Source organism: Helcococcus sp. KG196, from assembly GCF_046035495.1.
In the GTDB taxonomy this organism is placed as follows: domain Bacteria; phylum Bacillota; class Clostridia; order Tissierellales; family Peptoniphilaceae; genus Helcococcus; species Helcococcus ovis.
This window is the reverse complement of the sequence record NZ_JBFNFI010000005.1, coordinates 75805-92511: the sequence shown is the minus strand read 5'-3', so window position 1 is coordinate 92511 and position 16707 is coordinate 75805. Positions and strand designations below refer to the sequence as shown.

Genomic DNA, 16707 nt, shown 5'->3' with positions numbered 1-16707 from the left:
ATACTAATGCTAAAAACATTTACAGGTATTTTAAGAAAAAGTATTACCTGTAAATATTAATGCCAAAAAAATTTACAGGTGTCCGAGAAAAATATTACCTGTAAATACTAATGACAAAAAAAATTTACATAAAAAATAAAAAGATCCACTTAGGCATCTCCGCAGCTCCATAGGAGCGAGGACTAGTGCCGTAAGTGGATTTTTTTTATTTTTATTTTCTTAATCTATTTGAGTTTTTAGTATATCTGTATAATCTGTCTTTTAATTCGTCTGAAGGTAATTCTTTAGCTCTCCATTGCCAGTTTGCGCCTAATGTTCCTGGTAGATTCATTCTTGCCCAGTTTCCTAAGTCTAATAAATCTTGTAATTGGAATATAGCTGTGTCTGCAACTGATGTCATACAAAGTCTGATGATACCCCAGTTGTAACCTTCTTCTTCGGTTAAACCTGCATATTCTTTTGCTCTTTGTAACAGAGCAGGGTCTTGATTATCAATCCATCCACGAAGTGTTTCATTGTCGTGTGTCCCTGCATATACTACATAGTCTGTTGTATAGTTGTGAGGAATATGTTCACTGTTCATTTCTTCGTTGAATGCAAATTGAATGATCTTCATTCCTGGGAATGCCGTTTGTTGTCTAAACTCATAAACTTCTTTAGTCATGTAACCTAAATCTTCAGCAATAATTGGTAAATCGCCTAAATCTTCTTTGATTTGTCTAAATAGGTCGTAAGCTGGACCTTTTTGCCATGAACCATTTTTGGCAGTGTCATCTCCTGCAGGTATTTGCCAAAATGATTCAAAACCTCTAAAGTGGTCAATTCTTACACAGTCAAATATTTTGAATGATGATCTGATTCTTTCAATCCACCATCTATAGTTTTCCTTTTTATTTTCATCCCAGTTATATACAGGATTTCCCCATAATTGACCTGCGTCTGAAAATGCATCCGGAGGACATCCTCCTACAAATGCAGGGGTTAAATCTGGTTTTAATAAGAATAATTGAGGATTTGCCCACACATCTGAGCTATCTTCTGCAACATAGATTGGAATATCACCAATTATCTTTATTCCTCTGGAGTTGGCATATTCTTTTAATGCTATCCATTGTTTGTAAAAAATATATTGGATAAATAGGTGGAAGAATATATCTTTTTTATTTGTTTCTTCAAATTCCTTAAGAGCTTCTTTATTTCTTGATTTGTATTTTTCATCCCATTGTGTCCATGAATTGCCATTATTAGCATCTTTTAACGCCATAAATAATGAAAAATCATTTAGCCAGAAAGATTCTTGTTTACAGAAACTCGAAAAATCAATAGAGGATAAATCAAATCTCTCAAAAGCCCTTCTTAATATTTCATATCTCTCATGGTATAATCTACCATAATCAATTTTTTCTATATCTACATTTTCATTTAATGGATTTAATTCTTCTTGGGTAATTAATCCATCATTTTTTAAATATTCTAAATCTATAAAGTATGGATTACCTGCAAATGTTGAAAAAGATTGATAAGGACTGTCACCATAACTTGTAGGACCAACTGGTAGCACTTGCCAATATGTTTGTCCTGCATTAACTAAAAAGTCAACAAATTTTCTTGCATTTTCTCCCATAGTACCAATACCATAAGGTCCGGGTAGAGAAGAAATGTGCATCAAAACTCCGGAAGTTCTATTATCGTTCACTTTTTGAAAATTGTATTTTTCATCTAACATTTTTAACTCCTAACTATTAATTTTGTATCTACTATTGTTTGTTTTTGAGAAGCTTGTGGATTCATTATTAAATCAACAGCTTCTCTACCTAGTAGTTTAGCGTTTATGTCTACGCTTGAAAATGGTAAATTTGATATTTTTGATAAGTATGTGTTGTTAAAACTTATTATCTTTATAAACTTACCTAATTCATTATACCTTTTTGCTATACCATATGCAATTAAATCATCTGTACAAGCAACTGAATCATATTCTTTTTCTATTAATGTATCTGCAAGTTCATAACCTGCATCTATAGAAAAATCAACATAATACATATCATTTTCATCATAATTTATCATATGTTTTTTGAGTGCCAGCTCAAATCCTTCTTGTCTATCTATTGTAACTATATATTCTTTATTTCCGCCTACAAATGCAGGTTTTTTTGCACCCTTTTTTATCAAAAAGTTTACAGCATTTTGCATTGCTTTTGGGTTATCATTATTTACGCTAAGCATATTTTTACTATTAGGTCTACCTACAACTACAGTAGGTTTACTGGATTCTTTTAAGAAATTAATTGTTTTATCATTTTTTTGTACAGACAGTTTTATCACTCCATCAATTTTATTTGACTGTATTAGTGATTTAACTTTACTATACTCAGTTGAATTTTTTCCATCAGAAAAAACCAAAAGCATATCTTTACTATAAAAATTTAATCTAGTCGCAATTGCATCAAGTATATCTAGAAAGAATGAATTGGCAAAACCTTTACTAGGAGTTCTATCAATAATTACTGCTATTGTATCAGTATTTTTTGTTGCAAGAGCTCTAGCTGTATAATTAGGTTCATATCCTGTTTTATCAATTGCACGTTGAACTTTTTGTCTAGTAATTTCATTAACATTAACTTTGTTGGAAACTACTCTTGATACAGTGGATATACTTACCCCAGCTAAATATGCTACATCTCTAATTGTAACTTTTCTTGTCATATATTTTTCCTTTAATTAATTCTATTTGTTGTTTCTCCGTCAAAGAAATGTAAAGCATCTAAATCAAATGTGAAGTTATGAATTTCATCTATATCATATTTAAAATGACCGGGTTGAGAAATAACTACTTCGGATTCATCATCTAATTTTACATAAAGAATTTTTTCTTTACCTAAATTTTCAACAACATCAATTCTTCCTTTAAGAGCATTTTCAGAATCTTTAGCTAAGAATCTTTCAGCTCTTATACCTAAGTAAATGGATTTATCACTATGATTTTTTAATTTTACCTGATCTTCGTGTTTTGGCGTAAGCTTAATTAAGCCATTTTCTGAAATGAATTGACCATTTTGATATTTCCCTTTGAATATATTCATCGTAGGGGAGCCAATAAATCCTGCAACGAATAAGTTAGCCGGTTGGTTATAAAATTCTTCCGGTTTACCGAATTGTTGTATTTTTCCTTTATCTAAAAGAATAATTTTATCAGCCATTGTCATAGCTTCTGTTTGATCATGTGTTACGTATATAGATGTTGTTCCTAGTTGTTTGTGTAATCTAACAAGTTCAACTCTCATGTGTTCACGAAGTTTGGCATCCAAGTTTGATAATGGCTCGTCCATTAAGAATACCCCCGGTTTTCTAACCATAGCTCTACCTAATGCAACTCTCTGTCTTTGCCCTCCGGAAATATCGGATGGTTTAGAATATAGATATTCTTTTAATTGTAAAATTTCTGCTGCTTCCATAACTCTCTTATGGATAACTTCTTTTCTTTCATTTTTCATTTGTAATGAAAATGCCATATTATCATATACAGTCAAGTGAGGATACAATGCATATGATTGGAATACCATAGCTATATCTCTATCTTTTGGTGCAACCTTATTCATTAATTTGTCACCAAAAATTAATTCGCCTTCTGTTATGGAATTTAATCCGGCAATCATTCTTAATAATGTAGATTTCCCACATCCTGAAGGGCCTAAAATTGCACAAAATTCTTTATCTTCAATTGTTAAATCAATATGTCTTATTGTAAATTTATCTCTACCTTCATATTTTTTACCTAAATTATTTAATGTAACTTTCATTTTAATCTCCTAACCTTTTACTGAACCCTTACTTAATCCGGATACTAATTGATTTTGTAAACTCATAAATAATACTACGATTGGAATTGCTGTTAATAATCCACCTGCAGCAAAAGCAGGAGCGTTCATTGTTCTCATATCTTGTATTAATGTAAATAGACCTGTTGCCAAAGTATATTCTTCATTGCTTGTTAATAATACTGCAGGTAACATATAATCCATAAATGGACCTATAAATGACCATAATGCAATTATTGCTAACATTGGTTTTGCTATTGGCATAATAATTAATCTATATACTTGAAAATTTGAACATCCGTCAATTCTAGCAGCTTCATCTAATTCGTTTGAAATGGAATCAATATATCCTTTTAGGATAAATGTATTACCTGCAATACCACCGGCTGAATAAATTAAAATTAACATAGCTGTTCTACTAAATATTGGAACAATACCTGAAATAATCGAGTGTATTGCATAATAAGCCGTAATACCCGCAAATGCCGGAATTGTTTGAATAAGCATAATACCCATTAAGCTGGCTTTTTTTCCTTTAAATCTATATCTTGAATAAGCATATCCTGTAAACGATACGATTAATAGTGTAAATAAAGCTGTTGCTATAGCGATTAAAATTGTATTTTTTGTCCAAATTAAAAAGTTTGTATTTTCAAATAAGTATTCAAAATTTTTAAATGAGAAGGAAAATGCACCTGAAAGTGAGATATATTTTCCTTGATTACCGTTGAAACTTGATATTACCATTGCTGCTAATGGCCAAATAATGGCTATTGCCCAAGCAATTAAAATTGCGTAGGAAAGCACAAGAAGTATTTTACCAACAGTGTTTAACGGTTGTTTATCAGATAAATATAAACCATTATTTTTATTTTTTCTCTTAAACATATTAGTTCCCCTTAAATGCTTTTGTATTTCTAAATCCTAACCATGAGAAGAACATGATTATAAGTGAAATAACTATTGTTACAGCAGCTCCTAGAGCTTGATAGTTACTTGTTATAGTTAATTTATAAATATATGAAATTAACAAGTCTGTTGAACCGGCTACATTACCATATACTGAAGGATTAAATGGACCACCTCCATTAAATAAGTGAATAATCGAAAAATTATTAAAGTTAAATGTGTATTGTCCGATTAGAAGAGGGGCAGTTTGGAATAATACTAAAGGAATAGTGATTCTCCATGTTTTCTTAAAACCAGTTGCTCCATCAATTTCAGCCGCTTCATATAAATCAGAAGGTATACCTTGTAAAATACCTGTTGATAATAAAAATACATATGCTGAACCTAGCCATCCTTGTAATAGTATAAGAACTAATCTTGTTTGGAATGTATTATTTTTAACATCTAGTGCAATTCCAAATATTTTGTTAATCATTTCAGTGATTGGTCCACCTTTTGCAAACATTTGAGAGAAGAACATTATAGTAATAAATGCAGGAACAGCCCATGGTAATAAATAAATCGTTCTAAATAGTCCCTTAAACTTTATTCTTTCTTGATTTGCAATTAATGATAATATAAAACCAATTGCAATTGCTAATGTAGTTGAAGCAAATGTCCAGATTAATGTCCACAATACGATTGGCCAGAATGCTTTACCGGCAACTCCTTGTCCTAATGCAAGTAATTTATAATTTTGCAATCCACTCCAAGTAAATTTAGCTTGATTATTTGGATCATAATTAGTAAATGAAATTAAAATTGTTGTAAATATTGGTACTAAAACTATGAATATAATTGCTATTGAAGCAGGGGATATTACTAAATAAGGGAATCCATCTGTTAGAATTGCTTCCTTAGTTTCAAACCATACATTTCTTCTTACACCCTCAATTTCTTTCTTTTCAACTTTATATACATCAACAAATGATATATAGTATATGAATATAGATATTAAAAGTAAAAATATTGAAATAATACCTTCTATCATAAATATAATTGATTTATCTAATCTTTTACCACCTTCCGCAAGACTTATAAGTCCTGAGATACCTTCACCTTGGTAATTTCCAAATCCAAGAGCATATGGTATTGCAACAAAATAAATAAATAATGTACCTATGAAAAATAATAGTGCTTTTACATATTGTTTATTTAATAGTTGTCCTAATCCCGGAATAGGGAATGTTAGATATGACAATATTGGGTGTTTCTTTTCTACTTCTATAGGAGTTTTTCTTCTTACGTCAGAGATATCAGAATTTAATACATTCATCTTTGATTTATAATCTATATTTAGATGATGCTTAATATTTTTAATATCTTCTTGTGTTGCTTTTTTCTTATCAATATAAGAAAAAGCAGTTATATCTTCTTTTGCTGATCTTTTTCTAATCTTTTGTTCTGTGGTTAAGGCCTTTTTAGAAATTAATCCTTCAGAATATTTCTTATTTAACTCTATAAGTTCAGCTTGAAGTTGATTATTTCTTTCTTCAGTTTTTTGTTGAATTATTTTTTTTGCTTCATCAGTTTCTTTTTGTGTGATATTAGCTAATTTTTGTTCTTTGAATTTTAATTGTTTTTTTAGATTTTCATCATTTTTAATCATATCAGGAATATGACGCAATTCTCTTTCAGCCAAATTATAATTGAATTGTGCTTCATATGATAAATCAACATAATCTTTATAAAAGTCTAATTTTTTATTTGCCTTAAATTCTCTCTCTTGTAGGTATGCAATTTTTTTATCTTGTACATCTTTGAATCTATTTTTTGCTTCATTTTCAATTTTTGTTAAAAAGTTTTTTTCTTTTTCTAAAAATTCATCTAATTTTTTGATATAAGGATGATTTTTTCTATTAGATTCAAGTTTCTTTCTATCAGAAGGAGATGCATTTATTAAATCAATAATATATTGATTTTTTCTTGGATATTCACGTCCTACACTATCCTTAATGGTTTTTGAATAAGCCATAGTTTACCTTCCTTTTTGTAATTGGTGCTTTTATTATAACTAAAAGATAGCATATATATAACAAAACTATCAAATAGTAAAAAATTGAATTTGTTTTAAAAGAAATTATAATGTTAATAGTTTTTATTAAAATTATTAAAGAAAATATAATTTTAAATAATTTTGATATACCGTATTTTTTATAGGTGAAAAATGTAAATAAGGTTATTAAAATCACTTCAAATATATTATAAAAATAATTTGTTATTATAATTTCCATATAATCTGAAGGGGAATTATTTTTATTAAGCTCTAAGAAAACTTTTAATAAGTCTTGATTTTTTCCAAGATTAAAAGCTTCCAATGATGCTATAAAAATTATCAGTGCTGTTATTATTAGTAATCTATTAACTGTTTTTTTTTCTTTTTTATATTTAATATTTCTATTTTCCATAATTACCTGTAAATATAGGAATAGCCAAAACTTAAGTTTTGGCTATTCACTATATTTTATTTGCTTTTAATTACTTAAGTTGTTCTAACATTGATGTGAAAGCAGCGTTTAATTCTTTGTATGCTGCGGCTGCATCAGCTGGTTTAACAGAATTCCAAGATAATACTGAATTTTTCCATGTATCCCAAACTTGTCCAAATTCTTTGAATAATGGTCTTGCTGGAGAAACTTTGTATGATTCAATTACGTTTGTTATAACTTTCTTGTCGATTTCTGATAAATCAGATGCTTTATAAACATCAGCTTTTACGTTACCTAAAATTTTACCTGTTGATTTATATATATCAACAGCATTTGCAGGGTTAACAAGTTCTTTAATGAATGCTGTAGCTAATGCCACTTTATTTTTATCAGCTTCAATTCTTGCGTTGATTCCTAATGCCCAACCACCTTTCCAGTGAGTAAATGCTTTACCTGCAACTGTTATGTGGTTAATTGGATAAACTTCAATGTTTCCTGCTTTAATTTCTTTAGCTATAACACCTTTACCAGCTGTTGACCAAGGTCCATCTAATCTTATAACACCTTTTCCGCCTGTTGTAAATTCTTTATCGATATATCCCCAACCTGCTTCAGCATCAAATAATGGTGTGCCAGCGTCTTTATTTAATTTCCAATATCCATAAACTCCATCAAATACAGCTTTTTGATCTGCTGTTAATTTATCATATGGATTTGCATATGTTGAAGTAAATTTTTTATCTTTCTTTGCTAATAAATCTAAACCACCAGCATTGTTTGGAGCTACACCAAACCATGCATCAAAGAATGGTAATAAAACTGTAGCTGCATCTTTTTGAGCTGTAATTTCAAATGGTTTTGTATGATCAATCTTTAATGTTTCTGCATTCTTTTTGTTTACAAATGTAACCAATGATTCAATATTGTAAGGGAATGCAAGATAATCTTTATCTTTTTTGAATTGTCCACCTAATCCTTTATCAAAATCATCAAATCCGCCTAATTCTTTTGCCATTTCAGCAGCAGGAAGTGCTCCTAAAACATTGTTATCTGCTAATTCTGTGAATTTATCTGCTGGAAGTGCAAATACGTCAGCAACGTCCTTATTTGTTGCATCTGTTTTTTGAATTACACCCAGGTGATCAAATGATGCTATTTCTTTTAGTTTAATCTTTGAATCCGGGTTAGCTTTTGTGATTTTATCTACCACTTTTTTATAGTAATCCATCCAACCTTTTTCAGCTTGAACAGTGATTTCGCCTTTTAATTTTCCGGTTGTTGTTTTTTCAACTTCTTTTGTTTTTGGCTTAGAAGTATTACATGCACTTAAAACCAAAGTGAATGCTAGCATCGAAGCTACTAGACTTTTTAAATTTTTTTTCATATTTCCTCCTATATTTTTACAACCTAATGAAAACGGTTGCGGTTATATCTATAGTATATATATTAATTTTCAAAGTGTCAAATTTTATTTAAATTACTTTTAATTAATGAAAATGCTAAAAATTTATAATTTATCATGCAAATGTTTGCGATATTGAAATGTTATAATAGAATAATTCATGTAAAAATCAATATTTTTGAAAAAATGATTCGATTTTATATTTTTATGTTTTGTTATAAAATATATTTAAATAAATTTATATACATAAAGCGTTTTTAAAATATTAAAAAAATTTAATATTTAAGATTTACAAAGTTTAATATTTAGTAAAAGATGTGAATACTATTAATTGTAAAAAGAGACTATTATATATATAATCTAATTAGAATCAATAAATAAATTACAAATAAACAAATATATGGTAAAGTAGTAATGAATTAAATTTTATAGGAGCAATTATGTTTTTTAGGAGAAAAGATGGTTATAAGATAGAAGTAGATCCTTTTTCAAGATTTATACCTTTAATAATGAAAGAAAGAAATGATGCTTTAGTCGCTTTAAATCAAGAAATTTCTTTAGAGCCTTTTGATGCTTATATTAGAAAAGTATATGATGAAACAGGGATTAGATTGTCGTATATGCATATAATTTATGCAGCTATGGCAAGAACATATAGAGAAAAACCTAAAATTAATCAATTTATTATAAATGGAAGATATTATATGAGAAATGAAATAATTATTTCCATGGTAGTAAAAAAAGCAATGACAGAAGATGCAGCTGAAACTACTCTTAAATTTAAATTTAAGGGGGATGAAACTCCTCTTCAAGTTAGAGAAATATTAAATAAAGAAATCCAGGCTGAAAAAGATACAAATACTGATGGTAAAAATGCAACAGATATATTTGTTAAAGGACTTTCAAAAACACCTTTATTCATATTAAAATTTTTAGTTGGAAGTATTAAATTTTTAGATAAAATTAATATGATACCGAGCAGTGCACTAGAAGCAAGCCCATTTCATGCATCTGCATTTATAACAAATTTAGGGTCTATAGGGCTTGATGCCGCATTACACCATATTTATAATTTGGGGACAATTGGAGCTTTTCTTTCAATAGGTAAAAAAGGAAAGAAAATTGTTAAGAAAAAGGATAAGTTTATAGAAGAAAAAATTATGAATATAGGCTTTGTAATAGATGAAAGAATTTGTGATGGATTTTATTATGCAGCAGCAATGAGAAGATTTTTCAGATATTTAAATAATCCTGAAAAGTTAGAAGAACCTGTAAATTTAGATGATTAATTTGAAATTATTTATTATGTTGGGTCAAAATTTAATGATTTTTGATTCAGCATATTTTTTTATTGAAATTTTCAAATAAAATATAAAAATAGTATATGATTATGCGATTAAAATTTAGGTAAAATTATATAAATAAAATAGAAATAGAAATGACAATTATCAAGGAAAGAGTTTTAAGAAAAATACTAATATATGTAAAACATTTAAAATGTATATAATAAGTGATATTATTATATGGATACAATAAAAGGGAGGAACTATGTTTTCTAAATTTTTTAAGAAACAAAATATGATGAGAACTGTACTCATAGCTGTGTCACCTATAATTATTTATGGAATTTATGTTTTTGGATGGAGAACACTAGCACTATTAGTTTTCAACATAATTGTGGCATGTACAGTGGAGTATTTATCAGAAAAATATATGTATAAAAAAGCTCAAATTACAGAAGCTGCTATTGTAACGGCGATTTTATTTACATTAACATTATCTCCGGGATTACCATTTTGGATGTCTGGTGTAGGGGTGGCATTTGGTATTTTTTTTGGTAAAGAAGTATTTGGAGGATTTGGTAAAAATGTATTTAATCCTGCGATAGTTGGTAGAGCATTTATTTATATAAATTTTTCGACATCGATGTTAACATTTAATCAAGCTGCAAATTCAGAAAGATTAATTAGTGGTTTAGGTAGATTTGCAAAGTGGATAACTCCTGTTTTAGATCATACTGCAAGCCCAACACCATTACTCGATTTAAAAATTAATGGGAGTACAGTAAGTGTATTAAATTTATTTTTGGGTAATATTGCTGGATCTATTGGTGAAATATCAACTTTATTAATTATCCTAGGTGGAGCATATATGATTTATAAAAAAGTTGCATCATGGGAAATTATGGTATCATCATTAATTGGATTTGTAGTAACATCATATGCTTTGATTTTAATCGGTGTTCAAGGAGATATTTTACCACCGTTACAAGGATTGTTAGTAGGAGGATTTATGTTTGGTACAGTATTTATGTCAACAGATCCAATATCCGCACCAAAACAAGTTCAAGCAAAATGGATTTATGGAATTATGATTGGATTTACAGTAGTTATTATAAGAGGATTTTCTTTATTTCCGGGAGGAACGATGTTTGCGATTTTAATTGCCGAAGTATTTGCTCCTGTAATTGATTATATATTTAAGGAAGTAAATAGAAAGAAAAGATTAGCAAAAAAATCAACAATTGTTAAAAAGGCGGTGGCTAATGATTAATAAGAATAAAAAATCATTAGTTTATCCGGCACTTTTTATGCTAGTTTTATCGACTGTACTAACATTTTTTTTAGCTATGTTAAATAAACATATTAATCCCTTAGTTATATTTTTTGCTTCTATATTTACAAGTAATATGATTTTTAGTAATTTTTTAGGGATGTGCTCATTTATTTCTGTAAGTAAGGAAGTTGAAACAGCAACAGGTTTAGGGATTGCTGTAACATTTGTACTGTCAATTACAACACTTCTTAACTACTTTATGAATAAGCTAATGGTATCATTAGGTATTGAATACTTAAATTACATTATCTTTATAGTTGTTATAGCTGCATTTGTTCAAATTTTAGAAATGATTTTAGAAAGATATGTTCCAAATCTTTACCATGCATTGGGAATTTTTTTACCACTTATAACTGTAAATTGTGCAATCTTAGGTGTTACATTATTTATGGTTACAAGAGAATATAATTTTTTACAATCATTGTTATTTGGGATTGGTTCAGGTATAGGTTGGGCGTTAGCTATTATTTCAATGGCTGGTATCAGAGCGAGAATGAATGAAAATGCCTTACCAAAAGGACTTCAAGGGGCTCCAATTACGCTTATTATAACAGGTATAATGGCAATGGCATTTATCGGATTCTCAGGTATGGTTCCAATTTCATAGAAAGAAGGAGGGATTTATGATTCAAGTACTAACAACAACATTTATAGTTGCTATAATCTCTTCTATATTTGCGATTATACTTACAATTGCACATAAGGTTTTAAATAATTATGGATTTGTAGAATTAAAAATTAATAGTGAAAAAAATTTAAAAGTAGAAGGTGGACAGTCACTTTTAAATGCACTAAAAAATGAAAAAATATTTTTACCATCAGCATGTGGTGGAAAGGGGACATGTGGATATTGTAAATGTAAAGTTAATAATGGTGCCGGTCCTGTTTTAGCTACAGAAAAGCTTTTGTTAACCAAAGCGGAATTAGAATCAGATGTAAGATTATCATGTCAATTAAAGGTTAAAAGTGATATTGATATTGAAATTCCTGAAGAATTATTCAATGTACAAGAATTTGAGGCGATACTTATTGAAAAAATTCCAATGACGGATAAAATCGTAAAAATTAGAATGGAATTAATGGGAAAAAAAACAATTAATTTTAAACCCGGACAGTTTTTACAATTACAATCAAAACCATATCCAAAAGGAGATGATTATAATGCTCAAGATGAAGCTTGGGACAGAGCATATTCAATTGCATCGTCAACTAAAGATGATAAACATGTTGAATTATTAATTGGCCAAGTTTTAGATGGGAGAGTTTCAACATATGTACATAAAGTATTAAATGTTGGAGATAAAATTACTTTATTTGGACCATTTGGAGATTTCTATTATAATGATGATGATAATGATGAAATAGTAATGGTTGCGGTAGGGACAGGATTTGCACCTATAAGATCGATATTATATCATATGCTAGATAATGATATTAAAAAAACTGCCAGATTTTACTTTGGAGCAAAAACAAAATCTGATTTATTTTTATTAGAAGAGATGAAAATGTTTGAAGAGAAATTGCATGACTTCAAGTTTATGCCTACACTATCCAGACCGGAAGAATCAGATAATTGGGATGGAGACATAGGTAGAGTAAATAATTCAATTGATAAATATATTGAAGAAGATAAGACTTATACAGCGTATATATGTGGTTCGCCAGCTATGATTAGTGGTATTGTAAAATCACTGATAGCAAAAGGTGTAAATACAGACTATATCCACTTTGATGAATTCTAGTATTGTTTAACATCACGTATAATTTTTCTTAAAACTTTCTCTAAATTTTTTTAATATGATAATAAAAATCTATAAAAGTTTGATACAATAATCATGTCGAAAGGCGACAGATAAATATCAAGTGTTTAAGTAAACGCACAGAAAAGAACATTCTCCCTCTTTTTTGTGCGTTTGTTTTTTGAAAATGTTTTTAAAAATTAATATAATATATTAAACAATATATTATTAATTAAAGGTAAAGGAGAAATATGATTATAAATTTTTATCATACAAATGATATACATTCAAATTATAGTTTTTTAAGGAAAGTCCATAAGTTTATGATGGAAAATAAAACTGAAAATGATATTTATTTAGATGGTGGTGATTATTGTGATTTAATGAGCGTTGTCGTTGATTCAGACAAGGGAGAGTCGGCATTAGATTTATTGATGGAATGTAAATTAGATTTAATGGGAATAGGAAATAATGAAATAGATTTAGAGTTTGACAGTTTGTCAAAACTTGTAAATAAATACCCTATGATATGCTCAAATTTGACAGATGCTAATGATAAAGATATACCTGGTTTGAAAAAATCTGAAATATTGGAAAAGTTTGGTAAAAAATTTTTAATATTAAGTTCTGCACCTTATTTTGATGATAAAGGAGAACATGGGAAATATAATAAATTTTTTGAACTTGGTAATCTTAAAACACAAGATTCAATTAAGTCTTTGAAAAATGAGCTTAATAAATATAAAGGAAAATATGACTATATAATATATCTTTCACATAGTGGACATATTGTTGATGATATGATACTTAAAGAAATACCTGAAATGGATTTTATTTTCGGAGCACATACACATATTATTAAGAATGAAGGTAATTATTCAATGTCAGGGCGTGGAGAAGCATTGGGTAAAATTTCATTAGATATATCGGGTGATAAAATTAAATTGATAGAAAACAAACAAATTTATTTAGATGAAATTGAAAATGAAAAATTTGATAAGTTATTAGGTAAAAAAATTAAGCATGCAGAAAATATTATGTCAAAAGAATTGTTATTAAATTCTGAACTTAAATTTAATCCTTTTGAAGAAAATGAGTTAATCAATTTTATATGCGATGCCTTAATGAAATATAAAAAAGCTGATTTAGCAATTATGCATAATGGTATTGCCGAAAATGATTTAGTTAGACCTGTGTCAAAAAAATCTTTATTAAAAATATTCCCTTCCAAATTAAATCCAACGATTTTTCATGTTAAAGGAATAAATATTAAAGAAGCAGTTAAGCAGTCATTTGATAAAAAATTTATAACTCAGTCAGGTAAAGGTGCAGGATTTAGAGGAAGTGTTTTGGGAACTCTAGGATTTAGTAAAAATGTTAAAGTCCAAAAAAATCCATTTAATATATTTATAAATAATGAATTAATAGATGATGAAAAATACTATAAAGTTATTAGTGATGATTATATGCAAAGAGGAACATGGTATAAAACAATTTGTGCTTCAGATGCAGATTCTAAATTTTATAAATATTTTATTAGAGATTTAGTAAAGATTTATTTGACTGATGAAGAACTATTTAACAGCTCAAAAATTAAAAGAATTTATTGAGAAATGCATCAAAGTATATAAAAATTTACAGGTAAATTTCTAACTTTTTTAATAAAATTTACCTGTAAATAATTAATTTTCAATAATATTAGAAAAATATGAAATATTTAAAAATTCTTTTTACTTAGAAATTTCTTCGTTTACATATAAACTGCCAGCTTCTTCGTCCATTATTACAATTACATTTTTGTGAAGTTTTAGGAAGCTTGCAGGGATTAGTGGGGATATTACACTATCTTTTAATGTGTTCATTATTTTTGCTTTTTTAACTCCTGAAGCTAATAATATAATTTTTTTAGCCTTAAATATACTTCCCATTCCCATTGAAATAGCTGTTGTGGGAACATCTTTAATTTTTTCAAAAAATCTTGAATTAGCATTTATTGTTGATTCTTGCAAATCTTCTATGTGAGTATATAATTCTAATTTACTTGAAGGTTCATTAAATCCTATGTGTCCATTTTCTCCGATTCCTAAAATTTGAATATCTTGTCCACCTAAATCATCTATTATCTTTTCATAATTTTTACATTCTTCTAAAAAATCTTCAGCTTTTCCGTTTGGAACATATGTATTATTTTTATCAATATCAATATGATTAAATAAATTTTTGTTCATAAAATATCTATAACTTTGTTTATGCTCTCCGGAAAGACCTATGTATTCATCTAAATTTACAGATTTAATATTTTTAAATGAAATTTCCTTATTTTCATTTTTATTTATTAATTCTTTATAAAGTCCTATAGGTGTTGAACCTGTTGCTAAACCCAAAATAGCATTAGGATTTTCTTTTATAGTATTTGCAACTATATCAGCAGCTTTTTTACTCATTTCATCATAATTTTTTGTAATAATAATTTCCATTATAAACCTCCAAATAATTTTTCATTTAAATTATAACATATAATATTGAAAAATTTAATTTTAACAACAAGCATTTATCATATTGTTGATGATGGATAATATAATAGTTTTAAATTTTTTACAGAATTGTTATATTAAATGTGTTAAAATTTTGATATAATTATTATAACTTTGCTTTAGGGAGAATTATATGAATTTTATAAAATATTTTTTTAGAAATAATCTAGATAATAATTCATTTGGGTTATTGAGTACTTTTCATTTAAGTGCAATTATTATTTTAATATTACTAACTATTTTTGTAATAAGTTTTAAAAACAAAGATAGGAAAAAGCAAGAAAATTTACTTAAATTAATGGGAATATTATTGTTAAGTGATAAGATTATGATGTTTATATGGATGGTTACTTCAGGGTTTTATACTCTTGAAGCATCATTACCGGTTTATAATTGTAGAATTGTAGCTTGGTTTTTTATTTATGATATATTTATAGGAAATAAAATATTGAGAAAAATAGGAATATATTGGGGGCTAATGGGAGGTATATTAGCTATACTTATGCCTGAGCCATATGCATTTAGATTTCCGCATTATACAAATTTCCAATTTTTTATCTTCCACTATTTAATCTTTTTAATTGCGATATACAATATTGTAGTTAGAAAAGAAAGTCTGGATAAGAAAGATTTATTATTTACAGTTAAATTTACAGCTATTTATAATTTATGTGTAATGATTTTTACTTTATTATTAAGAAACTATTATCCAAAAGCAAACTATGGATTTTTAGTTGAAGCACCAAATGTTGTGAAAAATTTAATGCCATTGCAAGGAATTTTATATTATATATTTGTATTGCTCTTATATTCATTAATAATGGTGGTAATGCATTTTGTTGGAAAGTTATTTTGTAAATTGACAATTGATAAATAAAATAAGTGTGGTTTAGAAAATGATAAAGTAATTTGGTTCTTTGTCAAATAGTGTTTGTGAAGAATTAAAGTAAGATATTTAGGGGCTGTTGCAAAATGACTAAAAAGTTATTTTGCAACAGTACCTTTTTTTTTTCTAATTTTTTAAGATTAATTGAAATTAATAATTTGTTTCTAAAAAAATAACATTTTCAATACTTTGGAAAGAGTAAGTAAAACATAAGATAGTTTTATAAAGAATACATATTATATTTATGTAATATCAATTGACAAAATTTTATTTAATAACTATAATAAAATAATTAGGCATGCCTAATAAATGTATATTATGGATTAAATTAGAAA

The 16707-nt window shown here is 27.6% G+C and carries 14 protein-coding genes; 6 read left to right on the top strand and 8 right to left on the bottom strand.

Annotated elements, in window-relative coordinates; translation table 11 throughout:
- Positions 1–211 precede the first annotated feature (211 nt).
- From malQ to ABGF45_RS03650, 7 genes are all read right to left on the bottom strand, one after another.
- The gene (gene malQ / locus ABGF45_RS03680) at positions 212–1726 is read right to left on the bottom strand and encodes a 4-alpha-glucanotransferase (protein WP_408111777.1); all 1515 of its coding nucleotides are present in this window, start codon (positions 1724–1726) and stop codon (positions 212–214) included.
- A gap of 2 nt (positions 1727–1728) precedes the next feature.
- Positions 1729–2706 carry a LacI family DNA-binding transcriptional regulator gene (locus ABGF45_RS03675; protein ID WP_134711189.1) on the bottom strand — a complete coding sequence of 326 codons (978 nt, stop codon included), beginning with the start codon at positions 2704–2706 and terminating at the stop codon, positions 1729–1731.
- Between the two features lie 11 nt (positions 2707–2717).
- Positions 2718–3800: an ABC transporter ATP-binding protein gene (locus tag ABGF45_RS03670; protein ID WP_134711187.1), complete on the bottom strand. Its 1083-nt coding sequence runs from the start codon at positions 3798–3800 to the stop codon at positions 2718–2720.
- Positions 3801–3809: 9 nt separating this feature from the next.
- A complete protein-coding gene (locus tag ABGF45_RS03665) occupies positions 3810–4706 on the bottom strand; it encodes a sugar ABC transporter permease (protein ID WP_134711184.1) in 897 nt (298 codons plus the stop codon).
- A gap of 1 nt (position 4707) precedes the next feature.
- Positions 4708–6741, bottom strand: a complete 2034-nt coding sequence (locus ABGF45_RS03660) for a carbohydrate ABC transporter permease (RefSeq protein ID WP_134711183.1) — start codon at positions 6739–6741, stop codon at positions 4708–4710.
- A complete protein-coding gene (locus ABGF45_RS03655) occupies positions 6719–7174 on the bottom strand; it encodes a hypothetical protein (RefSeq protein ID WP_408112743.1) in 456 nt (151 codons plus the stop codon). Before ABGF45_RS03655 ends, ABGF45_RS03660 begins: the two co-directional genes overlap by 23 nt.
- Positions 7175–7244: 70 nt before the next feature.
- Entirely contained in the window at positions 7245–8579 is a 1335-nt protein-coding gene (locus ABGF45_RS03650; protein ID WP_134711179.1) for a sugar ABC transporter substrate-binding protein, read from the bottom strand.
- A 458-nt stretch (positions 8580–9037) separates the two neighbouring features.
- On the opposite strand from ABGF45_RS03650, the gene ABGF45_RS03645 reads away from it, so the two are divergent.
- The 5 genes from ABGF45_RS03645 (at position 9038) to ABGF45_RS03625 (ending at position 14562) form a co-directional block, all read left to right on the top strand.
- Positions 9038–9886 (top strand): 2-oxo acid dehydrogenase subunit E2, encoded by an 849-nt coding sequence (locus ABGF45_RS03645; protein ID WP_134711177.1) that lies wholly within the window; start codon positions 9038–9040, stop codon positions 9884–9886.
- 259 nt (positions 9887–10145) lie between these two features.
- Positions 10146–11150, top strand: coding sequence for an RnfABCDGE type electron transport complex subunit D (locus ABGF45_RS03640; protein WP_408112744.1), 1005 nt, complete (start codon positions 10146–10148; stop codon positions 11148–11150).
- Positions 11143–11820 carry an NADH:ubiquinone reductase (Na(+)-transporting) subunit E gene (locus tag ABGF45_RS03635; protein WP_408112745.1) on the top strand — a complete coding sequence of 226 codons (678 nt, stop codon included), beginning with the start codon at positions 11143–11145 and terminating at the stop codon, positions 11818–11820. Before ABGF45_RS03640 ends, ABGF45_RS03635 begins: the two co-directional genes overlap by 8 nt.
- A gap of 16 nt (positions 11821–11836) precedes the next feature.
- Positions 11837–12955 carry an NADH:ubiquinone reductase (Na(+)-transporting) subunit F gene (locus ABGF45_RS03630; protein WP_408112746.1) on the top strand — a complete coding sequence of 373 codons (1119 nt, stop codon included), beginning with the start codon at positions 11837–11839 and terminating at the stop codon, positions 12953–12955.
- A 248-nt stretch (positions 12956–13203) separates the two neighbouring features.
- Complete coding sequence (locus ABGF45_RS03625) at positions 13204–14562, top strand: 5'-nucleotidase C-terminal domain-containing protein (protein WP_408112747.1); 1359 nt, start codon at positions 13204–13206, stop codon at positions 14560–14562.
- A 120-nt stretch (positions 14563–14682) separates the two neighbouring features.
- Here ABGF45_RS03625 and nagB read toward each other — a convergent pair whose 3' ends face one another.
- Positions 14683–15429 (bottom strand): glucosamine-6-phosphate deaminase, encoded by a 747-nt coding sequence (gene nagB / locus ABGF45_RS03620; RefSeq protein ID WP_134711164.1) that lies wholly within the window; start codon positions 15427–15429, stop codon positions 14683–14685.
- 190 nt (positions 15430–15619) lie between these two features.
- On the opposite strand from nagB, the gene ABGF45_RS03615 reads away from it, so the two are divergent.
- Positions 15620–16363 carry a TIGR02206 family membrane protein gene (locus ABGF45_RS03615; protein ID WP_134744470.1) on the top strand — a complete coding sequence of 248 codons (744 nt, stop codon included), beginning with the start codon at positions 15620–15622 and terminating at the stop codon, positions 16361–16363.
- Positions 16364–16707 lie beyond the last annotated feature (344 nt).